At 64.0% G+C, this 22973-nt stretch carries 21 protein-coding genes; 16 read left to right on the forward strand and 5 right to left on the reverse strand.

Annotated features, from left to right (window positions below):
• Positions 1–92: 92 nt before the first annotated feature.
• A complete protein-coding gene (locus NKH89_RS09155; RefSeq protein ID WP_023717857.1) occupies positions 93–263 on the forward strand; it encodes a hypothetical protein in 171 nt (56 codons plus the stop codon).
• 26 nt (positions 264–289) lie between these two features.
• On the opposite strand, the gene NKH89_RS09160 is transcribed toward NKH89_RS09155, so the two are convergent.
• The 5 genes from NKH89_RS09160 to NKH89_RS09180 all read right to left on the reverse strand — a co-directional run bounded on the left by NKH89_RS09160 (position 290) and on the right by NKH89_RS09180 (position 7220).
• Positions 290–1879: an indolepyruvate oxidoreductase subunit beta family protein gene (locus tag NKH89_RS09160; protein ID WP_352908624.1), complete on the reverse strand. Its 1590-nt coding sequence runs from the start codon at positions 1877–1879 to the stop codon at positions 290–292.
• Positions 1872–4025 (reverse strand): thiamine pyrophosphate-dependent enzyme, encoded by a 2154-nt coding sequence (locus NKH89_RS09165; RefSeq protein ID WP_352857850.1) that lies wholly within the window; start codon positions 4023–4025, stop codon positions 1872–1874. Before NKH89_RS09165 ends, NKH89_RS09160 begins: the two co-directional genes overlap by 8 nt.
• A gap of 45 nt (positions 4026–4070) precedes the next feature.
• Positions 4071–4547: a MarR family winged helix-turn-helix transcriptional regulator gene (locus NKH89_RS09170; RefSeq protein WP_352483276.1), complete on the reverse strand. Its 477-nt coding sequence runs from the start codon at positions 4545–4547 to the stop codon at positions 4071–4073.
• Entirely contained in the window at positions 4547–6118 is a 1572-nt protein-coding gene (locus tag NKH89_RS09175; RefSeq protein WP_352483277.1) for a phytoene desaturase family protein, read from the reverse strand. Before NKH89_RS09175 ends, NKH89_RS09170 begins: the two co-directional genes overlap by 1 nt.
• A 310-nt stretch (positions 6119–6428) precedes the next feature.
• Positions 6429–7220 carry a cyclase family protein gene (locus tag NKH89_RS09180; RefSeq protein ID WP_352483278.1) on the reverse strand — a complete coding sequence of 264 codons (792 nt, stop codon included), beginning with the start codon at positions 7218–7220 and terminating at the stop codon, positions 6429–6431.
• 122 nt (positions 7221–7342) lie between these two features.
• Between NKH89_RS09180 and NKH89_RS09185 the strand changes: the two genes are divergently transcribed.
• The 15 genes from NKH89_RS09185 (at position 7343) to NKH89_RS09255 (ending at position 22944) form a co-directional block, all read left to right on the forward strand.
• Positions 7343–8917: a phytoene desaturase family protein gene (locus NKH89_RS09185; RefSeq protein ID WP_352483279.1), complete on the forward strand. Its 1575-nt coding sequence runs from the start codon at positions 7343–7345 to the stop codon at positions 8915–8917.
• A 108-nt stretch (positions 8918–9025) separates the two neighbouring features.
• Positions 9026–10552 (forward strand): ABC transporter substrate-binding protein, encoded by a 1527-nt coding sequence (locus tag NKH89_RS09190; protein WP_352483280.1) that lies wholly within the window; start codon positions 9026–9028, stop codon positions 10550–10552.
• Positions 10553–10622: 70 nt separating this feature from the next.
• Positions 10623–11630: an ABC transporter permease gene (locus NKH89_RS09195; RefSeq protein ID WP_023717865.1), complete on the forward strand. Its 1008-nt coding sequence runs from the start codon at positions 10623–10625 to the stop codon at positions 11628–11630.
• On the forward strand, positions 11623–12471 hold the full coding sequence (locus NKH89_RS09200; RefSeq protein ID WP_023717866.1) for an ABC transporter permease: 849 nt from the start codon (positions 11623–11625) through the stop codon (positions 12469–12471). The genes NKH89_RS09195 and NKH89_RS09200 overlap by 8 nt, the downstream gene beginning before the upstream one ends.
• Complete coding sequence (locus NKH89_RS09205; RefSeq protein WP_031193635.1) at positions 12468–13358, forward strand: ABC transporter ATP-binding protein; 891 nt, start codon at positions 12468–12470, stop codon at positions 13356–13358. Before NKH89_RS09200 ends, NKH89_RS09205 begins: the two co-directional genes overlap by 4 nt.
• Positions 13351–14181 carry an ATP-binding cassette domain-containing protein gene (locus NKH89_RS09210; RefSeq protein ID WP_023717868.1) on the forward strand — a complete coding sequence of 277 codons (831 nt, stop codon included), beginning with the start codon at positions 13351–13353 and terminating at the stop codon, positions 14179–14181. The genes NKH89_RS09205 and NKH89_RS09210 overlap by 8 nt, the downstream gene beginning before the upstream one ends.
• A gap of 80 nt (positions 14182–14261) precedes the next feature.
• Positions 14262–14861: a VOC family protein gene (locus NKH89_RS09215; protein WP_352483281.1), complete on the forward strand. Its 600-nt coding sequence runs from the start codon at positions 14262–14264 to the stop codon at positions 14859–14861.
• A 141-nt stretch (positions 14862–15002) separates the two neighbouring features.
• Positions 15003–17297, forward strand: a complete 2295-nt coding sequence (locus tag NKH89_RS09220) for a bifunctional salicylyl-CoA 5-hydroxylase/oxidoreductase (protein WP_352483282.1) — start codon at positions 15003–15005, stop codon at positions 17295–17297.
• Positions 17294–18067, forward strand: a complete 774-nt coding sequence (locus tag NKH89_RS09225) for an SDR family NAD(P)-dependent oxidoreductase (RefSeq protein ID WP_023717869.1) — start codon at positions 17294–17296, stop codon at positions 18065–18067. The genes NKH89_RS09220 and NKH89_RS09225 overlap by 4 nt, the downstream gene beginning before the upstream one ends.
• Positions 18061–18540, forward strand: a complete 480-nt coding sequence (locus NKH89_RS09230) for a MarR family winged helix-turn-helix transcriptional regulator (protein ID WP_023717870.1) — start codon at positions 18061–18063, stop codon at positions 18538–18540. The genes NKH89_RS09225 and NKH89_RS09230 overlap by 7 nt, the downstream gene beginning before the upstream one ends.
• Positions 18528–19340 (forward strand): enoyl-CoA hydratase family protein, encoded by an 813-nt coding sequence (locus tag NKH89_RS09235; protein ID WP_352908625.1) that lies wholly within the window; start codon positions 18528–18530, stop codon positions 19338–19340. The genes NKH89_RS09230 and NKH89_RS09235 overlap by 13 nt, the downstream gene beginning before the upstream one ends.
• Before the next feature lie 231 nt (positions 19341–19571).
• Positions 19572–20720, forward strand: a complete 1149-nt coding sequence (locus tag NKH89_RS09240; RefSeq protein WP_352908626.1) for an acyl-CoA dehydrogenase family protein — start codon at positions 19572–19574, stop codon at positions 20718–20720.
• A 75-nt stretch (positions 20721–20795) separates the two neighbouring features.
• Positions 20796–21191 (forward strand): RidA family protein, encoded by a 396-nt coding sequence (locus NKH89_RS09245; RefSeq protein ID WP_352483286.1) that lies wholly within the window; start codon positions 20796–20798, stop codon positions 21189–21191.
• A 177-nt stretch (positions 21192–21368) separates the two neighbouring features.
• Positions 21369–22160 (forward strand): ABC transporter substrate-binding protein, encoded by a 792-nt coding sequence (locus NKH89_RS09250; protein ID WP_023717874.1) that lies wholly within the window; start codon positions 21369–21371, stop codon positions 22158–22160.
• 109 nt (positions 22161–22269) lie between these two features.
• Positions 22270–22944, forward strand: a complete 675-nt coding sequence (locus NKH89_RS09255; protein WP_023717875.1) for an amino acid ABC transporter permease — start codon at positions 22270–22272, stop codon at positions 22942–22944.
• The last annotated feature ends 29 nt before the right edge of the window (positions 22945–22973 follow it).

Genomic DNA, 22973 nt, shown 5'->3' on the forward strand with positions numbered 1-22973 from the left:
ATAGCGTGAAAGAAACGCGTTCCATCGATCCAGCCCAAAGCCTATCTCATCGTCGGCCGTTCCGGCCTGACGTTCAACAGGGGGTGAAAATCATGGAAGAGGAAGACGATGTCCTAAGCGACCTGAGCTATGTCGCCGAAAATTTCGATGATGTGGCAAAGGAAACGATCGTCCTGGTGCTGGAGGCTGCGATCGCCGAGATCATTGGCCTCAGAATTGCCCTGCAGACTGCCGCGTCGAAGGCGACATGGGCAACAGACTGAGTTGCAGCCGGGGTTGAACGAGCGCCTCAGCTCGGCGAGGTGTCACCCAGCGACGCCACGGTTTTCAGCGCGCCGTCAAGCATGTCGCCCTTCTCGTCCTTCAGCGCGGCTTCGCGCAGGCGCCTGATCCAGTCGGCGGCGTCCGGGCGGCCCTTGACCACGTCGAGCGCCGACAGCACGCGGTCGAACTTCGACTGCGCGCGGGCATGGGTATCGCTGTAGCCTTTGATCAGCCGGCGGCAGTTGAGGATCTCCGTGCCAAGCGCGTAGTCCTGGCCGACTTGGCCGAGCGCCAGCGCATACCAGCGCTCGAGATGGGCGGTCTCGACCTTGTGGCGCAGCAGGCGGCGGCGCCAGCGGCGCAGGCCGCCGATGAACCACAATGCGGCAAAGCCGGCAAAACTGTCGGTGCGGATGTGGCGGCCGCGGTTGATGCGGCGGTCGAGGAATGCGGCGAGCTTCGGCCGGCTTTCGATATAGCTGCCGAGCCCGGCCGGCAGCGTGCCGCAGAATTCCTCGATGCGCGGATGGAAATATTCGGTCACCTGCAGGACCGAGCCGTCCTTGACGCCGACCTCGCGGCGTACGCGTCGGTCGCGGCTCGAGCGCGTCTTCAGGTCGGCGACGCGGATCATGTCGTCGTAGCACATCGCATTGGCCAAATGCTTTGCCGCGGCGATCGACAGCGCGTAGTCATGTTCGGCATTGTCCAGGACGACGGCCCGGTCTAGCCGGTCGAGATACTCGCCGCCATAGGCGATGTCCTGATAGTCGACAACCTTTTTCAGACCGCGAAGCGCCATGTCGTGCAGTGGCACAGGCAGCGCAGCGACGCGCGCCGCCAATTGTTGCCAGCCCTTCAACAGCCTTTCCGGGCCGCTGACTTCTGTCGCCGCGCCCGAGCCGGTTTCAGCGGCCGCCGGCTGTTCAGTCTTGTCGCCCGAAGGCGCACTCGCGATGCCGCGCGCCCGATCGTAGGCGGCGCCGAAGGCGGCGAGGCTGGCCTTCACACCGCGGCCGCCGGCACTGACCGCCTGCTCGTAGCTCTCGCGTGTGAACGGCAAGGCATCGGAGCCGGCCAGCGCGCCGAGCAGGCTGGCCGAGATCATCGAGCCGTTGTCGGCGGCGATCTTCTCCATGTCGAAGGCTATGAAGCGCTTGGCCGCGGCTTCCGCCGTGGCATGCACCTTGGCGGACGAGGCGCGGCCGTCGCCAGGCTCGATCTTTTCCGAGACAGCTGCGATGCGGTGCGACGAGGCGATCAGTGTCGTGCGCTCCGGCGTGACGAAGCCGCGGATGATGGCGCGGCCGGCCTCCATCAGTTCGGCGGCGATCAATATATCGACGTCGCCCTGCGACGGCGACAGCGCGAAGACCGGCAGCCGGCCGCTGTCGCGGCACATCTCGACGTAATAGATGGTGGCGCCGGTGCGCTGGGCGACGCCGGCGACCGAGGTCGATTGCGCGACATAGCCGTTGCGCTCGGCAACGTCGGTGATCCAGTCGGCCAGCACGCCGCCGCCCTGGCCGCCGACCGCCAGCACGGCAAGCTTGATGACGCGCTCGTCGTCCGGCGCGCCGGCCTTGGAACGGGCTGATGGGACAGCGTCAAGCATCGGCGAATGTCAGGCGCCGGCTTTCACGGCGCCGCTGCAAGAGGCCGATCATGGCGCGGCGCGCCGCTTCCAGGAAACGGTCCCGGCGGCTCGGATTGTGCACCACGTCGGCGCGGTAAAAGGACGGGCAGAGCACCGCCGCGTCGGCAACCTCGCCGCAATTGCCACAGCCGACGCAGCTCTCGTCGATATGCGCCACCGGATCGTCGCGCAGCGGGTCGTCCAGCGACTTCACCGATAGCGACGGGCAGCCGGAAAGCCGCATACAGGCGTGATCGCCAGTGCAGATATCCTCGTCGACGCCGAATTTCGGCTTGACCGTCCGCTTACCGCCCTTGATCGCCTTGTCGACCAGAGGCTTTTCGCGGCGCTGCCGGTTGAGCATGCATTCGGACGAGGCGACGATGACTTTTGGGCCCTTTTCGTCCGTCGTCAGCGCTTCGCGCAGCGCGTCTTGCATCTTGGTTACGTCGTAGGTGCGGTCGATGTGGCGCAGCCATTTGACGCCCATCCCCTTCACCGCCTCGGTGATCGGATGCTTGGTCGACTTCGTCTTGTTGCCGGCGCGGGACGACAGGATGTCCTGTCCTCCGGTCGCGGCCGAATAGAAATTGTCGACGATGACGATGACGCCGTCATTCTTGTTGAACACCGCATTGCCGATCGATGAGGTCAGGCCGTTATGCCAGAAGCCGCCATCGCCGACGAAGGAGATCGAGCGGCGCCTGGCATCGGGCGAATTGAACGCCGAGGCCGAGGCCGGCCCCAATCCGTAGCCCATGGTGGTGGCGCCGAGCTCGAAGGGCGGCATGATCGAAAACAGATGACAGCCAATGTCGGAGGCGATGTGGTGCTTGCCCAACTCCTGTTCGACCAGCTTGGTGGCGGCGAAGATCGGCCGCTCCGGGCAGCCGACGCAGAAGCCGGGCGGGCGGCCCGGGACGACGTTGATCAGGTCGGCGGTGTCGAGCCCGTCGCCGATCTTGTTCGGCGCGCGGACCTCGCTTGGCAGCAGATGCGGGATGGTGGCGCGCAGGAATGATCCGATGCCATCGAGCATCACCTGGCCGGTGTATTCGCCGGCCATCGGCAGATGTTCCTTGCCGACGAGCTTGGTGCCGCGCCCGGCCTTGTGCAGCATCGCGGCAAAGGCTTGCTCGATGTAATTGGGCTGGCCTTCCTCGACGACGAGGACGGCGTCCTTGCCTTCGCAGAAGGACAGGAACTCGTCATCGACCAGCGGGTAGACGGCGTTCAGCACATAGAGCGGCACGTCGGTGTCGCCATAGGTGTCGGCGAGGCCGAGCCGCTGCAGCGCCCGGATGACGGAATTGTACATGCCGCCCTGCATGACGATGCCGACCGCGCCGTGCTCCGGGCCGAAGAACTCGTTGATCTTGTTGGTGCGGATGAAATCCACCGCTGCCGGCCAGCGCTTCTGCACCTTCTCCTTCTCATGCAGGAAGGACGCGGGCGGTAGCACGATGCGGCCGGTGTCGCGGCGCGGCGCGTCGAGCGCATCGGCCACCGTCATCGCCGGGCGCTTGTTGTCCTTGGCGATGAAATGGCCGTGCACATGGCAGCAGCGGATACGGACCTGCAGCATGACCGGCGTGTTGGATATTTCCGACAGCTCGAAGCCGTCCTCTACCGCCTTGACGATCGACGGCAGGTTCGGCCGCGGGTCGAGCAACCAGACCTGGCTTTTCATGGCAAAGGCGTGGCTGCGTTCCTGCATGATCGAGGAGCCTTCGCCGTAATCCTCGCCGACGATGATCAGTGCGCCGCCGGTGACGCCGCCGGACGCCAGGTTGGCCAGCGCGTCAGACGCGACATTGGTGCCGACCGTCGACTTGAAGGTCGCCGCGCCGCGGATCGGATAGTGCACCGATGCCGCCAGCATGGCGGTGGCGGTGGCTTCCGAGGCGCTTGCCTCGAAATGCACGCCAAGCTCGCCCAGGATATCCTGCGCGTCGGCCAGCACGTCCATCAAATGGCTGATCGGCGCGCCCTGATAGCCGCCGACATAACCGACGCCGCATTGCAGCAGCGCCTTGGTGATGGCGAGGATGCCCTCGCCGGAAAACTCCTCGCCGGCACCGAGCCTGAGCTTTTCGACTTCCTTGGCAAAAGATCGTTCGGCCATTTTGAGCTCCTTCCGTTGCCGCCAGGAATCTGGCGGCGCGTAAGATCAGATGTCGTGCTTGCGAATGTTCTTCAGCATCTTCTGCAGTGTCGCGATCAGCGCCGCGTATTCGGCATCGTCGATGTCGTCGAACATGACCTCGAACGCGTCATGCATGGCCGGCCAGGCGCGCGCGAATTCGGCGCGGCCATCGTCGGTCAGGAACACGTGGCGGATACGGCTGTCGGTGACCCCCTGCTCGCGCCGGACAAACCCTTGCCCCTCCAGCGTGTCGAGCGTCCGGCTCAAGGTCGACTGCTCGATGACAGTATAGACCGACAGATCGTTGACGGTGACGCCCTCGGTGACCGACAACACGGCCAGCGTCCTCACCTGCGGAATGGTCAGGCCCTGCTTGCGGAAATTATCTCGCAAGGTGGCATTGTAGCGGCCCATGATGCGGTTCATCAGATAGGGCGCGAATTGCTGCAGGCCGATTTGGCCCAGTGTCGAGATGCGCTGGCGCACAACCTTCTGTTCCATCACAGCCTCCCCGCCAGGAGGAAGCCGGAGCCGCCACCCAAGCCAGCCCCCGGATGGGTCGAGGCGCCGATATGATAGAGGCCCTTGACGCCGGTATCGTGATTGCGGCTCGTCTTGAACGGCCGCCACAGAAACGACTGGTCGATAGCCGAGGAGCCGCCATAGGGATCGCCGCCGACCAAGTTGATGTTCATCGCTTCCAGATCGGCGGGCGAATAGGCGCGGCGTGCGATGACGCTCTCCTTGAATCCTTCGATATGACTGGCAAGGATGGCTTCGGCGCGGTCGGCATAGGTTTCGCGCAGCGCCTCGGTCCAGCGGCCGTCCGCAGGTGTCTGCAGTTTGCCGGCGGCATCGCCCTTGATATGCCGTGGCGCCTCGGGCAGTTGCAACCACAGGATCGCCTTGCCATCCGGACAGCGCGAAGGATCGAGCGCATGCGGCTGGCCGACGCAGATGGTCGGCACCTCCGGTAGCATGCCGCGCACCGCCTCGTTGCAGGCCTTCGACACGCCGTCGAGCCCGGGTGTCAGATGCAGCAGCGCGACCTTGTCCAGGCCCTCGCCGCGCCATGCCGGCGGTCTGTCCAAGGCATAGTGGATCTGGAAATTGCCCTTGCCGTAGCGGTATTTTTGCGCTGCTTCGGCGTCGTCCTTTGCAGCATCCCTGCCGAGCAGCCGGTCGTAAAGCTGGGTCGGCGTGACCGAGCAGATCACGCTCTTCTTGGCGGTCACGATCTCGCCGGAAGCCAGCCGCACGCCGGTTGCACGGCCTCCGCTCTGGACGATGGCCGCGACGTCGGCGCCGGTGCGGATTTCGCCGCCACGTTCCCTGATCAGGGCTTCGAAGGCGGACAGCAGGTTCCTGGCACCGCCCTTGACGATCGGCGCGCCGGCCGCCTCAAGCGCGAAGGCGATGACCTTGGCGATCTGTCCCGAAAACGCATCTTCGGGCCCGAGGCCGGCATGCAGCACCCAGGGCGCCCACAGCGCGCGCATGGTTTCCGACTGGTAGGCGCTTTCCAGCCAGCCGCGCGCCGGCACCAGCGCGTCGCCGACAAAGGCGGCAAGGCCACGCGGGCCGCGCCGCCATGCCTCGCCCGCCAGCAGCTTTGCCGTCGGGTAAGACCACAGGCTGCCGCCGAGCAGCCCGAACAGGAGGCCGGCATTGCGCTCGATCTCGCCGACATCGCTGCCGTGCCGGTCGCCGTCGCCCGCGGCAAGCGCATTGGCCGCCGCGACATTGGCGGCGCGATCGGTGCGCAGGATGGCATGGCTGCCATCCGGACGCAGCACGCCGGTCGGCGTGGAGGTGTTGCAGAACTCCAGCCCGTGCCGCGCCAGATCCTTGCCCAGCGCCGCATAGGCCGGCGAGGTGATGAACAGAACGAAGGTCGTCGCCATCACGTCGTGGATGAAGCCGGGCGCGGTGATTTCTTCTGTGCGCATGCAGCCGCCGATGCGGTCGTTGCGCTCGAGCACCAGCACCTTCGCCCCCTTGCCGCCAAGCATCGCGGCGCAGACCAGCGCGTTGATGCCGCTGCCGACGATGATGTGATCAGGAGCGCTCATCGATGCGTGCTCCCGGTGAGCGGAAGGTGGAATTCATTTGCGCGGGTTGGCGTTCCTTCGCGCCCCCCTCTGTCCTGCCGGACATCTCCCCCACTTGGGGGAGATCGGCTGTCACCGCGGCCTTCGCCACTCTCCAACGTCGCAGGAATGAGCGGGGCGCCGAAACTGCCAATCTCCCCCCAAGTGGGGGAGATGTCCGGCAGGACAGAGGGGGGCGCCGTAGAGCCCCAGCTTTGCAAGGCTGCCGCTCCCAATTCGTCACTACAACGCTGCCTGCGCACATGATCTTCTCCCGAAGACCGCAGCTACCCTATTGCCTTGGCACCAACGCCAACGCGCGGATCGGGCTGCCGGTGCCGTGCTCGATTTTGAGTGGTGCGGCGATCAGGATCGCGCCTTTCGGCGGCAGCCGGTCGAGGTTGCACAGGCTGGCGAGGCCGTAGCGATTGGCCTTGTGCATCAGGCTGTGCGCCGGGAATGGCGGCTCCATGCCGCCGGCCTTGCCGGCATCGGTGCCGATCGTCTCGCTGCCCCAGCCCTTGATGTCCTTGCCGATCAGATACTGGATGGCTTCCGCGGTCGGGCCGGGCGTGTGAGGACCGGTCTCATTGGCGTTGAGGAACTCGGCTTCCGAGCCGTTGCGCTTATACCAGTCGGTGCGCATCACCACCCACTCGCCCGCGTTGATAACGCCATGTTCGGCTTCCCATGCCTTGATGTGATCGACGGCGAGCAGGAAATCGTGATCGGCGGCCGCTTCCTTCGAACAGTCGATGACATTGACGGGTCCGACAAAATTCTGCGCCGGAATGGTGTCGGTGGCGCCGTCCGGATAATCCTTACCGGTGATCCAGTGATTGGGCGCATCAAAATGCGTGCCTGAATGCTCGCCGAGTTTGAGCCAGTTCCACGCCCACCAAGGTCCGTTCCTGTCATAGGCGGAGATGGCGTGGATCTCGATCTTCGGCGTGTCTACCGCCAGTTCCGGCGGCAGCTTGATCAGCGGTGTGTCCGGCCCGAGCGGCGCCGTCAGGTCGACCACCTGGATGGCGCCTGAAAGAAGCTGGCCGGCGACTTCGCCGAGGAGTTGTTGCGTATCCATGGTCTGTGTTCCCTCTTCTTGGATGGCTCTGAAGGCTCGTTGCGGCCCTTAATATCCTACTAGACGAAAACATATGCATCTGCAATTATCTTTAAGCATAAAGGAAATGGGTTGGGTGGGATGTGAGCGAGTTCGACGCCATATTTGTCGGGGCAGGCCACAACAGTCTGGCATGCGCCGCGCATCTGGCGCTCAAAGGCTGGAAAACTGCCGTTTTCGAGCGCGATGCAACGATTGGCGGCGCCGTCCAGACGCGTGAATTCACGCTGCCGGGTTTCCGGCACGATTTCGGCGCGATGAATCTGAGCCTTTTTGCCGGCTCGGCCTTTCACAAGAAATATGCAAATGAATTGAAAACCCACGGGCTGGAATTCGTGCCGGTGGCCGACTGTTTTGCCAGTGCGTTCCCCGACGGCCGCTGGTTCGGTGTCAGCAGCGATCTGGAAACGACCGCTGCACGAATGGCCGCCTTCTCCGCAATCGACGTCGCCACATGGCGCCGCTTGGTTGCGGCATTCCCGGCCGAGGCCGAGCATCTGTTCCGGCTGCTGGGCTCGCCGATGAGCGGTCGAGCGCTCGCCGGCACTGCCTGGAACCTGTGGCGCAAGAAGGGTTTTGCCGGCGCGCTCGATACCGGGCGGCTGCTGCTTTCCTCACCCCGCGCGTGGCTCGAGGAGACTTTCCAGTCGCCGCATGTCAGGGCGACGCTCGCCACCTGGGGCATGCATCTCGACTTCGCCCCCGACATCGCCGGCGGCGCGGTGTTTCCTTACCTCGAATCCATGGCCAACCAGTGCTTCGGCATGGTGCTCGGCAAGCGCGGCGCCGACACCATCATCCGCGCTTTGTCGGGCATGCTCACGGCGGCCGGCGGCAAGATCGTCACTGGGGCTGACGTCGCCGAAATCACGGTGTCCGCCGGCAAGGCGACCGGCGTGCGGCTCGCTTCCGGCGAGATCCACACCGCCACCAGGGCCGTCATCGCCAGTGTCGCGCCCAAGGCGCTGACTGGGAAGCTGTTGCCTGACGGTTCGGGCGACGCCGTTTTCGACACGGCCATGAAAAACTTTCGCCATGCGCCGGGGACGATGATGATCCATCTGGCGCTCGACGATCTGCCGGACTGGCGCGCCGGCGCCGAGCTTCGGCAGTTCGCCTATGTGCATCTGTCGCCGTCGCTTGATGCCATGTCGCAAACCTATCAGCAGGCGATGTCCGGCATGCTGCCGGATGAACCGGTGCTGGTCGTCGGTCAGCCGACCGCGGTCGATCCCTCGCGTGCGCCGGACGGCAAGCATGTGCTGTGGGTGCAGGTGCGCATGCTGCCGGCCGAGATTGTGAGCGATGCGGCGGGCACGATCGCGGCGGCTCACTGGGACGAGGCTAGGGAGCACTACGCCGAGCGCGTCCTCGACATTATCGAGCGCTATGCGCCCGGCCTTCGCCGGAAGATCCTCGGCCGCGCCGTGTTCTCGCCCATCGACCTCGAACGCGAGAACCCCAACCTTGTCGGCGGCGACCAGATCTGCGGCAGCCATCATCTGGCGCAGAATTTCCTGTTCCGGCCGGCGCGCGGCTACGCCGGCTGGAACACGCCGGTCGGCAATCTGCATCTGACCGGGGCGGCAACATGGCCGGGCGCCGGCACTGGTGCGGGCTCGGGCTTCATGCTCGCACAACAACTTGGCGGGAGGTAAAGCCGTAATTTTCAACTCGGGTGAAGGAGGACAAGGCGCGGTTGCCCAAGGAGCCTGAACCCACCGATTGACAACGACACCGCGCATAAAAGCAACAGGGGAACGACCATGACAATCAACAGACGAGAATTGCTCGGATATGGCGCGGCCGCGCTTGGCGCTACGGCGCTCGGCCTGCCGCAAATCGCCAAGGCTGCCGGCGAACTGACCATCGCCTACAATGTCAACCTGCCGTCCTGGGACCCGACCACCGGACCTTCGGCAGTCAACCCGACCATCCAGGGCCTTTACCAATCGGTGTTCGACCAGTTCATCCCGCAGAAGCCGGACCTTTCCTTCGCGCCCGGCCTGCTCACCGAATGGGGCTGGAACGAAGATCGCAGCAAGATCACGATGACGGTGCGCGAGGGCGTCACCTGGCATGACGGCTCGCCATTTACGGCCGAAGACGTGGTCTGGTCGCTGCAGCGGGCGGGCGATGAAAAGACCGGCAACCCGATCCAGTTCGTCTGGAAGAACGTCAACAATTTCAAGATCGACGGCAACAAGATCACCGGCGATGTCGTGCAATTCGACCCAGTGTATTTCAAATGGATGTCGTTCCTGACCGGCTACATCATGCCGAAGGCCTATTACGAAAAGGTCGGCGCCGAAGGCTTCGAGAAAGCTCCGATCGGCACCGGGCCCTATATGGTCGACAAATTCGAGCGCAACGCCTTCCTGCGTCTCAAGGCCAACCCGAACTACTGGGGCAGCAAGCCGGCCTTCGAAAACGTGACCATCAAGTTCGTCACCGATGCGGCGAGCCGCGTCGCCGAGATCGAGTCCGGTTCCTCGCAGGTTACGCTCGAAATCCCCTATGAGGAATATGACCGCCTGATCGCCAAGGACGGGCTTGCCGGCTCGTGCAAGAACGTTTCCGACATCGGCATGATCTTTTTCAACGACATCGACGTGATGCTGGACAAGAATATCCGCCAGGCGGCGGTGATGGCGGTCGACAAGAAGCTGCTGGTCGACCGGCTGCTGCGCGGCTACGGACAGCCCATCGATACGCTGGAGACGCCGGAATACGCCGCCTACGATCCGTCGATCAAGGTCGAGCACAATCCGGAAAAGGCCAAGGAATTGCTGGCCGCATCCGGCTATTCGCCGGAAAAGCCGGTCAAGTTCACGATCCAGACGACCAAGGGCTTCAAGCCCAAGGATTACGAGATGATCCAGGCGATCGTCGGCATGTGGCGCAAGGTCGGCATCGAGGCGACGATCGAGGTCTACGAAATCGCCAAGCACTACGAGCTGCGCGCCGCCGACAAGCTGGCGCCGGCAGCCTTCTACAATTGGGGCAACGCCATCGGCGACCCCACCACTTCGACCGGCTTTGCCATGTATGGCCCGAGCCCGCATTCGGTGTGGGACAGCCAGGACTTGATCGACATGATCAACCCGCTATGGGGCGAGAAGGACGAGGCCAAGCGCATCGCCGGCTGGAAGGCCGTCGACAAATACATCGCCGAGCAGGCCTATGTGCTGCCGCTGATCCAGTATGCGCAGCCGATCGTGCATGCCAAGGGCGTCAATGTCGTGCAGCATGTGTCGGGCGCGCTGTTGCCGGCGCTGATGAGCCCGGCCTGAGATCGGCCCGGGACTAACGCGCGCCGTCTGCAACGACGGCGCGCCTTTTCCGCCAGGCATACAGGCGACCATGCTGCTGCAAAGATTCCTGATCCGTCTTCTGACGATGGCGATCACGCTGTTCGGCGTGGCCGTCGTCGTCTTTATCGTCATCCGCGTCGCCCCCGGCGATCCGATCGCGATGATGCTGCCGCCCGGCGCCACCGATGCCGACATCGCGCGGCTGCGCGCGCTGTACGGGCTGGACAAGACGATCGTCCAGCAATTCTTCATCTGGCTGTCCGGCGTAGTCAGAGGCGATTTCGGCACGTCGATCTCACTGCGGCAGGATGTGCTGGGGCTGGTCTTCAATCGCCTCCCGGCGACGCTGGAGCTCGCCTCCGTCGCGCTTGTGATGGCGGTGGCGATCGGCGGCACGATGGCGATCCTCGGCGCGCGCGAGCGCGGCACCGCGGTCGAGGCCGGCATCGACATTGCCAGTGGTGCGGCGCTCTCAATTCCCGATTTCCTGTGGGGTCTGGTGCTGATCTTGTTGTTCGGCGTGCTGGTGCCGGTGTTCGACATTTCCGGCCGAGTGTCGCCGCAACTCGACCTGCCCTTCGCCACGCAATTCTATCTGTTCGAAAGCATCGTGCGACTGCGCTTCGACCTGACCAGGGACCTGCTGGCACACATGCTGATGCCGGCGATCGCGCTGGCGCTGCCGCTGGCCGCGATCATCTCGCAGCTGCTGAAACAGTCGCTGAAGGAAGTGCTCGACCTCGACTATGTCGTGCTGGCGCGGGTAAAGGGCTTTTCGGAAACGCAGGTCATCCTGCGCGAGGCGTTGAAGAACGCGGCGCTGCCGACGCTCACTCTGGTCGGCGTGCAGTTTACCTTCCTGATCGGCGGCACGGTCATCGTCGAACGGCTGTTTTCCTATGAAGGTCTCGGCAATATGGCGATCGATGCCGTCATCAATCGCGACCTGCCGCTGATCCAGGGCATCGTGCTGGTCTTCGCGCTGTTGTTCGTGCTGATCAACCTTGCCGTCGACATGATGTACGCGTTGCTCAATCCGAGGCTGCGCCATGGATGAGGCCCGCATTTCAAGACATGGCTCGCGCGCCCGCCTGTGGCTGGCCGGCGGCTGGCTGCTGATTGCGCTGTTGGCCGCAATTTTTGCGCCGCTGGTCGCACCGCAGGACCCACTGGCGCAGGATTTGATGCTGGAGCGCCTGCCGCCGTTCTGGCTGGGCGGTGCCGAGCCCGGCTACTGGCTCGGCACCGACAGCCTCGGTCGCGATCTGTTGTCACGGCTGATCTTCGGTGCGCGCATCGCCTTCATCGTCGCCTTCGCGGCGGCCTTTGCCGCCTGCCTGGTCGGCTCGACGCTCGGCCTGATCGCCGGCTATTTCGGCGGCTGGGCCGACCGCATCATCTCGCGTATCGTCGATGTCTGGATGGCGTTTCCGCCGGTGCTGTTTGCCATCCTTCTGGTCGCCGTGCTCGGCACCGGCTTGAGCTCGGTCATCATCGCCATCGCCGTCATCGACTGGACGCGCTTCTGCCGGGTGATCCGCGCCGAGACCATGGGTCAGTCGCGCATGGACTATGTCGAGAACGCCCGCATCGCCGGCTATGGCCGCATCGGCATCATGCTGCGCGAGGTGCTGCCCAATGTGGTGCCGTCGATCGTGGCGCTGCTGTCGCTGGAGATGGGCATTGCCGTCATCGTCGAGGCGATCCTGTCCTTCGTCAATCTGTCGATCTCGACAGACGACCCGACCTGGGGCGGCATCATCGCCGAGGGCCGCCTGTCGATCCATCAGGCCTGGTGGGTGCTGGTGTTCCCGCTGGTCACGCTGATCCTGACGGTGCTGTCGTTCAGCCAGTTCGGCGAGGGCCTCAGGGCGCGTTTCGATCCGGTGCTGCGATGAACGCGCCTGCGAAACCCTGCCTGGACATACGCAACCTTAGCGCGGTGCTGCCTAATGGCTTGCGCGTGCTGCGCTCGGTGTCGCTCGCCGTCGAGCCCGGAGAAGTCCGCGCGCTGGTCGGCGAGAGCGGCGCCGGCAAGACAATGATCGGCAAGGCCGTGCTCGGCGTGCTGCCACCGAGCGTGCGCATCGTCGAAGGCAATATGCTGCTCGAAGGCGAGGATCTGGGCCGGCTGGCACCCAAGGCAAGGCGCACCCTGATCGGCGCGCGCACGGCGCTGATCCCGCAAGACCCGCTGACGGCGCTCAATCCGTCACGGCGCATCGGCCCGCAAATGACCGACCGGCTGGTGCGCATCCTCGGCTGGAGCGGTGAGAAGGCCGATGCACGCATCCGCCAATTGCTGGACGAGGTGCAGATCCGCGACCCCGAGCGCGTGCTCAAATGCTATCCGCACGAGCTGTCCGGCGGCATGCGGCAGCGCGTGCTAATCGCCGCGGCGTTTGCAGCCGAACCAAGGCTGATCGTCGCCGACGAGCCGACGACCGCGCTCGACGTGACCGTGCAGAAACAGATCTTGCGGCTGATCGCGCAATTACAGCGCGAGCACGGCACGGCGATCCTGTTCGTTACTCACGATCTCGGTGTGGTTGCCAAGATCAGCCAGAAAGTTTCGGTGCTCTATGCTGGCAAGGTGGTGGAAGAGGCCGATACCGCAGCGCTGTTCGCCGCACCCCAGCACCCTTATACGCTGGCGCTGATGGCGGCGACGCCGCGCTACACCGATCCGTTCGCCTCGCTGAAGCCGGTCGACGACAAGGTGCTGGCCGGGCTGGCCGCGGAGATCGCCGCCGCCGACCAGGCATGGAGGCGACCGCATGGTTGAGCCGCTGTTTTCCGTGCGCGGGTTGAAGGTTGCGTTGCCCGACATGACGCGCAAACCGCTGATCGGCCGGGCGCCGCTGGCCGAGATCCTGAAAGGCCTGGATTTCGACCTGCCAAGGGGATCGGTGACCGGCATCGTCGGCGAATCCGGCTCCGGCAAATCGACGCTCGGCCGTGCCTTGGTGCGCCTGCTGGAGCCCAGTGCCGGCAACGTCATGTTCGACGGCCGCGACATCACACATCTGCCTGAGGCCGAGCTCCGGCCGCTGCGCCGCAATCTGCAGATGATCTTCCAGGATCCGATGTCGTCGCTCAACCCGCGCCGCACCATCTTCAGCATCATTGCAGCACCCCTCAAGCAGAACGGGCTTGGCGACAATCTCAAGGCACGCGTCGCGGAGGCGCTGCAGCGCGTCGGCCTGCCGCAGAGCTTTGCCGGCCGCTACCGTCACGAAGTGTCGGGCGGCCAGCGCCAGCGCGTCGGCATTGCCCGCGCACTGGCGCTGTCGCCGAAATTCGTGCTGGCCGACGAAATCGTCTCCGGCCTCGACGTGTCGACCCAGGCGCAGATCCTGACGTTGCTGGAAAAACTCGCCGCCGAAATGGGCCTGACCGTTGCCTTTATCAGCCACGATCTGTCGGTGATCCGGAGGCTCTGCCGACAAGTGATCGTCATGCGCGAAGGCGCGATCGTCGAAGCCAGCGCGACGGATACTTTGTTCGAGCACCCGCGGCAGGCCTACACGCGCGACCTCCTCGCCGCCATTCCCCTGCCCGAGATCGATGACGCCTGGCTGCTTCCCGCCCCAAAGGCGCCGGCATGAAGCACAATCCTATTCGCACGCCGAAGAGCGGGCCTCGGGCGTGCGCCCGGCAAAATGTCCCGCTATGGAGGATGACTGATATGAAGAATGCGATCCGATATGCGACGCTTGCAGCCACCGTGCTGGGAAGCATCGGCACCGCTTGCGCCAGTTCCATACCCGGCATGCGTGGCCACGACCACACCGGCGTCACCGTCCCCGACATGCAGCAGGCGGTCGATTTCTTCACCGAAGTGGTTGGCTGCAAGAAGGCGATGTCGTTCGGCCCGTTCGCCGACGACAAGGGCACATTCATGCAGGATCTGCTGGGCGTCGATCCCAAGGCGGTGATCGAGGAGATCACCCTAGTCCGCTGCGGACACGGGTCGAACATCGAGCTGTTCAAATACACCGCGCCGGACCAGAAGGACCTGACGCCTCGCAACAGCGACATAGGCGGCTTCCATATCGCCTTCTATGTCGACGACATCGCCGCCGCAAAAGCCTATCTTGACGGCAAGGGCGTCAAGACGCGAATGGGACCGCTGCCGGTTACCGAAGGCCCCGCCGCCGGCCAGGCCATCCTTTACTTCCAGGCCCCTTGGGGCTTGCAGTTGGAAGCGATCAGCTATCCCAATGGCATGGCCTATGAAAAGGATGCAGAAACGGTGCTGTGGAGTCCGAAGAACCCGGAAAAATAGCCCGGGAGTCCCTGGCCTGCGGAGCCGACTGCCGGCAAGGCGAGTTATCCGGGCGGATTGTTTCAATCTTGAAACTTCAAGCTTGAATTAATTTTCCTCAGGCGTAAACTCGACAAACAGAAGCGAAGAGGAGATCGCACGATGAAAGTTGCGGTTCTCGGCGGCGGACCAGCCGGCCTCTACTTTGCCATCTCGATGAAGCTCCGGGATGCGGCGCATGAGGTGACGGTGTTCGAGCGCAACCGTGCCGACGATACGTTCGGCTGGGGCGTCGTGCTGTCGGCCGAAACGCTGGAGAACCTGACCAGGAACGACCCGGTCAGCGCCGTCTGGATCCGCAAGCATTTTGCCTATTGGGACGATATCGCCGTTATCCATGACGGCGTGCGCACGGTCTCGACCGGTCACGGCTTTTGCGGCATCGGCCGCAAGCGGCTGCTCACGCTGCTGCAGCGGCGGGCGCGCGAACTCGGCGTCAAGCTGGTCTTCGAGACCGACATCGCCGATCCCAAGCCATATATGGAGACGCACGATCTGGTCGTCGCCGCCGATGGGCTGAACTCGAAAGCGCGGGGCGCCTTCGTCGACGTGTTCAAGCCTGATATCGATGTCCGCAAATGCAAGTTCGTCTGGCTCGGCACCCGTCAGAAATTCGACGACGCCTTCACCTTCATCTTCGAGAAAACCGAACATGGCTGGGTCTGGGCGCATGGCTACCAGTTCGACAGCGATACCGCGACCTTCATCGTCGAATGCAGCGAGCAGACCTGGCAACGCTTCGGCTTCGGCGCGATGTCTCAGCAGGAATCGATTGCCGTCTGCGAGCGCATCTTTGCCCGCCATCTCGGCGGCCACGCGCTGATGACCAACGCCAATCATATCCGCGGCTCGGCCTGGATCAATTTCCCGCGCGTCTTGTGCGAACGCTGGTCCTACAAAAACCTGGCGCTGATGGGCGACGCGGCGGCGAGCGCGCATTTCTCGATCGGTTCCGGCACCAAGCTGGCGCTGGAAAGCGCGGTGGCGCTGGCCGACTATGTCGAGTCCGAGCCGGACCTCGAGGCCGCCTTTAGCAAATATGAGGACGCCCGCCGCACCGAAGTGCTGAAGCTGCAGTCGGCGGCACGCAATTCGCTCGAATGGTTCGAGGAGGTCGAGCGCTATCTCGGCCTCGATCCGGTGCAGTTCAATTATTCGCTGCTGACGCGTTCGCAGCGCATCAGTCACGAGAATTTGCGGCTGCGCGATGCCGAATGGCTGGCCGGCGCCGAGGAATGGTTCCAACGTCAGGCCGGTGCTGGCGGCAACAGTCTGCGTCGCGCGCCGATGTTTGCGCCGTTCCGGCTGCGCGACATGGCGCTGCAGAACCGTATCGTCGTCTCGCCGATGGCGCAGTACAAGGCGGTCGACGGCTGTCCGACCGACTGGCATTTCGCCCACTATGCCGAACGGGCCAAGGGCGGCGCCGCTCTCCTCTACATCGAGATGACCTGTGTCAGCCCGGAAGGCCGCATCACGCCAGGCTGCCCCGGTTTCTATGCGCCCGAGCATGAGGTCGCCTGGAAGCGGCTGGTCGAGTTCGTTCATGCCGAAACCGAAGCCAAAATCTGTGCGCAGATCGGCCATTCCGGCGCCAAGGGATCGACCCGGCTCGGCTGGCAGGGAACCGACGTGCCGCTGACCTCGGGCAATTGGCCCGTCATGGCGGCATCTTCCGTGCCGTGGTCGCCGCAGAACCAGGTGCCGAAGGCGATGAACCGCGCCGACATGGATACGGTGCGCGAGCAGTTCGTCGCTTCGGCCGAGATGGCGGCGCGCTGCGGCTTCGACATGCTCGAAATCCACGCCGCGCACGGTTATCTCCTGTCCTCCTTCATCACACCCTTGACCAACCGGCGCACCGACTCCTATGGCGGCTCGTTGGAAAACCGCATGCGCTATCCCTTGGAAATCTTTCATGCGGTGCGCGCCGTATGGCCGGCTGAAAAGCCGATCTCGATGCGCATCTCCGCCAATGACTGGCTCGGCATCGAGGGCGTGACGCCGGCCGATGCGGTCGAGATCGCGCGGCAGCTGCATGAAGCCGGAGTCGACATCTGCGACGTGTCGGCCGGCCAGACTTCGGCCGTGGCAAGACCGGTCTATGGCCGCATGTTCCAGACGCCATTTTCCGACCGCATCCGCAACGAAGTCGGCATGGCGACCATGGCGGTCGGCAATATCTACGAGCCGGACCATGTCAACTCGATCCTGATGGCCGGCCGCGCCGACCTCGTCGCACTGGCAAGGCCGCATCTTGCCGATCCCTATTGGACGCTGCATGCGGCGGTCACGCTTGGCGATCGCGGCGTCAAATGGCCGGATCCCTATCTGCCCGGCCGCGACCAACTCTACCGGCTGGCCGAGCGCGAAGCGGCGGCGGGGTTGAAAGTATGAGTTCCGCCGCAGCGATTTCAGGGCGACATGCGCTGGTCACCGGCGGCGGCTCCGGCGTCGGCCGGGCGATCGCGCTGGCGCTGGCCGGCGCAGGCATCGATGTGACCATCTGTGGCCGGCGCGTGGAGCCGCTTGCCGAGGTCGCCGCTCAGAACAAGCGCATCTTCGCCATTGCCGCCGACGTCACCGACGAGGCATCGATGGCGTCGCTCTACGAGGACGCGGAAGCGGCGCGCGGACCGTTAGACGTCGTCGTTGCCAATGCCGGCATGTCCGGCAGCGCCTCGGCGCAGCGGACCTCGCTGGCAGACTGGCAGCGCACGCTCGACGTCAACTTGACCGGTGTGTTCCTGACGGTGAAGCCGGCGCTGGCCGGCATGGCCGCGCGCAAGACGGGCCGTATCATCTTCATCGCTTCCACCGCCGGACTGAAAGGCTATCCCTATGTTGCAGCTTATGTCGCAGCCAAGCATGGCGTCGTCGGTCTGATGCGGGCACTCGCCGTCGAGACCGCGAAGTCCGGCGTGACCGTAAATGCGGTGTGCCCGGGTTTCGTCGAAACCGAAATGCTGGAAGGCGCCGTTCGGCGCATCGTCGAAACGACCGGCCGCTCGGCCGAGCAGGCGCGGACAAGCCTTGCCGAGACCAACCCGCAAGGCCGCTTCATCCAGCCAGAGGAAATTGCAGCCGCCGTGCTCTATCTGTGTAGCGACGCCGCCGGGTCGATCACCGGACAAACGATTTCGATCTCCGGAGGTGAGACATGGTAGCCGGTCCCCTGCCCGCCCCGTCCGGACCCGGCAAGGACCGCCTGCGGCTGTGGATACGCTTGCTGCGCGCCTCGCGCACCATCGAGGCCGAGCTGCGCGAACGCTTGCGGCAAGAATTCAACACAACGCTGCCACGCTTCGACGTGATGGCCGCGCTCTACAGGGCGCCCGAGGGCATGCTGATGAGCGACCTGTCGCGCTTCCTGCTAGTGTCCAACGGCAATGTCACGGGCATCATCGACCGGCTGGTCTCGGAAGGGCTGGTGATGCGAGCCCGACGCAATGGCGACCGCCGCACCTCGATGGTACGGCTGACGGAAGAGGGATCGAAGACTTTCGGCGTGATCGCCGCCGCGCATGAAAAATGGGTCGGCGAATTGCTGGGCAATGTGAGCGAGGACGAGGCGCGCCGGCTGACCGGCATGCTGACCTCCTTCCGCAGCAATTGGGAGGGACGGGAATGGCAAAGATAGCCGGCCGCAAGCCGAAGCATTTCCTCTGGCAGGTCGAAGGCAAAATCGCAAAGATCCGGCTTGACCGGCCGGAGCGAAAGAACCCGCTGACCTTCGACAGCTATGCCGAATTGCGCGACACTTTTCGCGACCTTGTCTACGCCGACGACGTCGATGCGGTGGTGTTCCTTCCCAATGGCGGCAATTTCTGCTCGGGCGGCGATGTCCACGAAATCATCGGCCCACTGGTCAAGTTGGACATGAAGGCGCTGCTCGCCTTCACTCGCATGACCGGCGATTTCGTCAAGGCGATGCTGAATTGCGGCAAGCCGATTATTGCGGCGGTCGACGGCGTGGCGGTCGGCGCCGGCGCGATTATCGCCATGGCCTCCGACATCCGCATCGCCACGCCACAGGCAAAAACGGCTTTCCTGTTCAGCCGCGTCGGCCTTGCCGGCTGCGACATGGGCGCCTGCGCGATCCTGCCGCGCATCATTGGCCAGGGTCGCGCCGCCGAACTGCTCTATACCGGCCGCACGATGAGCGCCGAGGAAGGCGAGCGCTGGGGCTTCTACAATCGGCTGGTCGATGCCGCAACGCTCGAGGCCGACGCGCTCGACATGGCCGCGCGCATCGTTTCCGGCCCAACCTTCGCCCATGGCATGACCAAGACGCAGCTGAACCAGGAGTGGTCGATGGGCCTCAACCAGGCTATCGAAGCGGAAGCGCAGGCGCAGGCGATCTGCATGCAGACCCGCGATTTCGAACGGGCCTACAAGGCTTTCGTCGCCAAGGAGAAGCCGGTGTTCGAGGGGGATTGAGGATGATCGCTTCCATGGGCACGCTGGCAAGACAGCACCCCCCTCTGGCCTGCCGGCCATCTCCCCCTCAAGGGGGGAGATTGGATGTCAGGCCCGCTTTCGCCAATCTCCAACATCGCCGGGAGAGCAGTGGCAGCGAAGCCGCCAATCTCCCCCCTAGAGGGGGCGATGTCCGGCAGGACAGAGGGGGGCGCCGTGGAGCGCCAGGGCCGGAGAACTGTGGAGGCAGAAATGCCTGACCGTTCCTTCCTCACCTGGCCGTTTTTCGAGGACCATCACCGCGAGTTGGCAGAGCGGCTGGAGGCATGGTGCGCCAAGAACCTGCCGGTCGCGCATGACAATGTCGACGCAGCTTGCCGCGAGCTGGTGGCCAAGCTCGGCCGGGATGGCTGGCTGAAACCGACAGCGCTCGACACCGAAAACCCTGCAGCACTCGACGTGCGCACATTGTGCCTCACGCGCGAAACGCTGGCCCGGCATGACGGGCTGGCCGATTTCGCCTTCGCCATGCAAGGGCTCGGCACCGGCGCGCTCAGCCTGTTCGGCACGCCAGACCAGCAGCACTGGCTGGGGAAGACACGGGCCGGCAAGGCGATTTCGGCTTTCGCACTGTCGGAGGCGCGTTCGGGCTCGGACGTTGCCAATATGGAAATGACGGCCACGCGTGACGGCGATAGCTATATCCTATCCGGCGAAAAAACCTGGATCTCCAACGGCGGTATCGCTGACTTTTATGTTGTCTTTGTCCGTACTGGCGAAGCGCCCGGTGCCAAGGGGCTTTCGGCGTTCATCGTGCCGGCCGAGACAAAGGGCCTGACCATCGCCGAGCGGCTGGAGGTGATCGCGCCGCACCCGCTCGCCCGGCTGTCTTTCGACAATGCCCGCGTTCCAGCCTCGGCGCTGATCGGCAAACCCGGTGATGGTTTTCGCATCGCCATGTCGGTGCTCGACGTGTTCCGTTCGACGGTCGGGGCAGCTGCGCTCGGCTTTGCCCGGCGCGCGCTGGACGAAAGCATCAAAAGAGTGGCCGAGCGCAGGCTGTTCGGTGCAGCGATGGCCGAGCTGCAGATGGTGCAGGGCCACATCGCCGAGATGGCGCTGGATGTCGATGCCGCCGCCTTGTTGGTCTACCGCGCCGCCTGGACCAAGGACATGGGGACCGCCCGTGTCACCCGCGAAGCGGCGATGGCCAAGCTGTTCGCCACCGACAAGGCGCAGGAGGTGATCGACAGGGCTGTGCAGCTGCATGGCGGCGACGGCGTCCGCAGGGGCCATATCGTCGAAAGACTGTATCGCGAGATCCGGGCACTGCGCATCTACGAGGGAGCGTCGGACGTGCAGAAGGTGGTGATTGCACGGCAAGTGATGGGAGCGGCCTGAGACCGGAGTTTGTGTGGAAGAATTGATTGTCTTTGAGTTTTGAGCGACCGGATTTGAGCATTGGGAGGCTTTGATATGCACACCATCCTGCAGCCGGAAGGCTGGGCGAAACCCGTCGGCTACGCCAATGGCGTCGCCGCGCGTGGGCAGCTTGTCTTCGTCGGCGGGCAGGTCGGCTGGAACGGGCAGGGCCGCTTCGAGACCGACGATCTTGTCGGCCAGGTGAAGCAGACGCTGGCCAATATTGTCGCCGTGCTCGCCGAGGCCGGCGCCAAGCCGCAGCATATCACCTCGATGACCTGGTACTTTACCGACAAGGCGGAATATTTGGCCAATCTCAAGGGGATCGGCGAGGTCTATCGCGAGGTGATCGGCCGGCATTTTCCGGCGATGGCCGCCATGCAGGTGATGGCGTTGGTCGAGGATCGCGCCAAGGTTGAGATCCAGGCCACGGCGGTTATTCCGGACTGATGGCAACACGCGGCAATTTTTTAAGCTTAAAACTTTCGCCTTGAAAAGCGCGGTACTTTGGATAGCATCCGATGTCTTACGACTGCCGTGCCGGGAGGGCTTTCCGGCAGTCCGGTTACTTGGCGTATCAAAACCGTGCGGGGCCAACCCGTCCGATCACAACCAGAGGGAACGAAAATGAACTTCACCCGTCGCAACCTGCTTCTTGTTGCTGCCGCCATCGGCATCGCCGGCGGCCCGGCCTATGCCGAAGGCACGCTGAATGTCGGCGCCTATCCGACCAATCCGCCTTTTGAATACAAGAACGAGAGCGGTACATTCGAGGGTTTCGAAGTCGACATCATCAACGAAGCGGCAAAGCGTATCGGCATGACCACTGACATCGCCGACCTCGGTTTCCAGGCGCTGTTCGCCGCCACCACCTCTAAGCGCATCGACGTCGCCATTTCGTCGATCACCATCACGCCGGAGCGGCTGAAGTCGCAGTCGTTCACGCAACCCTACTATGATTCCGACATGGGCATCGCCGCGAAGGCCGACAGCCCAATCAAGGCCGAGGCCGACCTCAAGGGCAAGATCGTCGGCGTGCTGTCCGGCTCGACCGGCGAAACCTGGGTCAAGGCGCACCAGGAAGCGGACGGGTTCAGTGACGTCAAGGGCTACGACACGCAGCAGAATTTGCTGCTCGATCTCAGCTCCGGCCGCGTCGATGCGGCGGTCAGCGATATTCCGGGCCTGGAATATTCTTTCACCAGGATGAAGGATCTCGCCGTAAAAGAGCGCATCAAGACCGGCGAGCAGTACGGCCTGATGATGACCAAGGACCACCCGTTGCTCGGCAAGCTGAACGACGCGCTGACCGCGATGAAGACGGATGGCACGCTGGCCGCGATCCACAAGAAGTGGTTCGGCAGCGACGCACCGGCCGATTCCTCGACCGTCAAGGAAATGCCTATGCCGAAGGCCTGAGCGGCAGTTCGCGCTTAAATGTCGTGCCGGCTTTCGATGCCGGCACGATTTCGGATTTCGGGCTCGGGCTCGAGCGTCGCGGGACGCCAAACGTTTCGGGAATGCTGCGATGTCGCTGCTGGACACCTTCTTCAACGCCGACGTCATGATCTCCAGCCTGCCGGCACTGCTGCGCGGCTTCCTGAACACGCTGCTGCTCGGAATCATGAGCATCGGCATCGGTATTCCCGTCGGCCTCGCGATCAGCCTGGTGCGGCTCTATGCGCCAAAGCCGCTTCGGCTGCTGGCTGTCGGCTACATCGACATTTTCCGGGCGATGCCGGTGCTGGTCGTGCTGATCCTGATCTACTATGCGCTGCCGTTTCTCGGCATACGCCTGTCGTCTTGGACTTCCGCGGTGATGGCGTTCGCCATCATCATGGCGGCCTATTCGGCCGAGGTGTTCCGCTCCGGCATAGAAAGCATTCCGCGCGGCCAGTTCGAGGCGGCGCAGGCGCTCGGCCTGCCGTTCTTGCTGACCTTGCGCAAGGTAGTGCTGCCGCAGGCGATCCGCGTCGTCATTCCACCGATGACCAGCAACTGCGTTTCGATGTTCAAGGACACCTCGCTCGCCTCCACCGTGGCGCTGCCCGAACTGCTGAAGGAAGCGACCAACGCGCAATCGCTCTATGCCAACCCCTCACCGCTGATTGGCGCCGCGCTGGTCTATCTCATCTTTCTCTGGCCGATGGTCCGTCTCGTCAGCCTCCTTGAACGCCGATTTCAAACCGAAAAGACCCGCTGAATCTGTCAGCGCACTTCGCAGGAGACGAC

The organism is Mesorhizobium sp. M0923, from assembly GCF_040319365.1.
Taxonomy (GTDB): domain Bacteria; phylum Pseudomonadota; class Alphaproteobacteria; order Rhizobiales; family Rhizobiaceae; genus Mesorhizobium.

What these genes read in the sequence shown, in the direction of transcription:
- NKH89_RS09155 (WP_023717857.1), top strand. Translation starts at nt 93, where the DNA reads ATGGAAGAGGAAGACGATGTCCTAAGCGACCTGAGCTATGTCGCCGAA.
- NKH89_RS09160 (WP_352908624.1), bottom strand. Translation starts at nt 1,879, where the DNA reads ATGCTTGACGCTGTCCCATCAGCCCGTTCCAAGGCCGGCGCGCCGGAC.
- NKH89_RS09165 (WP_352857850.1), bottom strand. Translation starts at nt 4,025, where the DNA reads ATGGCCGAACGATCTTTTGCCAAGGAAGTCGAAAAGCTCAGGCTCGGT.
- NKH89_RS09170 (WP_352483276.1), bottom strand. Translation starts at nt 4,547, where the DNA reads ATGGAACAGAAGGTTGTGCGCCAGCGCATCTCGACACTGGGCCAAATC.
- NKH89_RS09175 (WP_352483277.1), bottom strand. Translation starts at nt 6,118, where the DNA reads ATGAGCGCTCCTGATCACATCATCGTCGGCAGCGGCATCAACGCGCTG.
- NKH89_RS09180 (WP_352483278.1), bottom strand. Translation starts at nt 7,220, where the DNA reads ATGGATACGCAACAACTCCTCGGCGAAGTCGCCGGCCAGCTTCTTTCA.
- NKH89_RS09190 (WP_352483280.1), top strand. Translation starts at nt 9,026, where the DNA reads ATGACAATCAACAGACGAGAATTGCTCGGATATGGCGCGGCCGCGCTT.
- NKH89_RS09195 (WP_023717865.1), top strand. Translation starts at nt 10,623, where the DNA reads ATGCTGCTGCAAAGATTCCTGATCCGTCTTCTGACGATGGCGATCACG.
- NKH89_RS09200 (WP_023717866.1), top strand. Translation starts at nt 11,623, where the DNA reads ATGGATGAGGCCCGCATTTCAAGACATGGCTCGCGCGCCCGCCTGTGG.
- NKH89_RS09205 (WP_031193635.1), top strand. Translation starts at nt 12,468, where the DNA reads ATGAACGCGCCTGCGAAACCCTGCCTGGACATACGCAACCTTAGCGCG.
- NKH89_RS09210 (WP_023717868.1), top strand. Translation starts at nt 13,351, where the DNA reads ATGGTTGAGCCGCTGTTTTCCGTGCGCGGGTTGAAGGTTGCGTTGCCC.
- NKH89_RS09215 (WP_352483281.1), top strand. Translation starts at nt 14,262, where the DNA reads ATGAAGAATGCGATCCGATATGCGACGCTTGCAGCCACCGTGCTGGGA.
- NKH89_RS09220 (WP_352483282.1), top strand. Translation starts at nt 15,003, where the DNA reads ATGAAAGTTGCGGTTCTCGGCGGCGGACCAGCCGGCCTCTACTTTGCC.
- NKH89_RS09225 (WP_023717869.1), top strand. Translation starts at nt 17,294, where the DNA reads ATGAGTTCCGCCGCAGCGATTTCAGGGCGACATGCGCTGGTCACCGGC.
- NKH89_RS09230 (WP_023717870.1), top strand. Translation starts at nt 18,061, where the DNA reads ATGGTAGCCGGTCCCCTGCCCGCCCCGTCCGGACCCGGCAAGGACCGC.
- NKH89_RS09235 (WP_352908625.1), top strand. Translation starts at nt 18,528, where the DNA reads ATGGCAAAGATAGCCGGCCGCAAGCCGAAGCATTTCCTCTGGCAGGTC.
- NKH89_RS09240 (WP_352908626.1), top strand. Translation starts at nt 19,572, where the DNA reads ATGCCTGACCGTTCCTTCCTCACCTGGCCGTTTTTCGAGGACCATCAC.
- NKH89_RS09245 (WP_352483286.1), top strand. Translation starts at nt 20,796, where the DNA reads ATGCACACCATCCTGCAGCCGGAAGGCTGGGCGAAACCCGTCGGCTAC.
- NKH89_RS09250 (WP_023717874.1), top strand. Translation starts at nt 21,369, where the DNA reads ATGAACTTCACCCGTCGCAACCTGCTTCTTGTTGCTGCCGCCATCGGC.
- NKH89_RS09255 (WP_023717875.1), top strand. Translation starts at nt 22,270, where the DNA reads ATGTCGCTGCTGGACACCTTCTTCAACGCCGACGTCATGATCTCCAGC.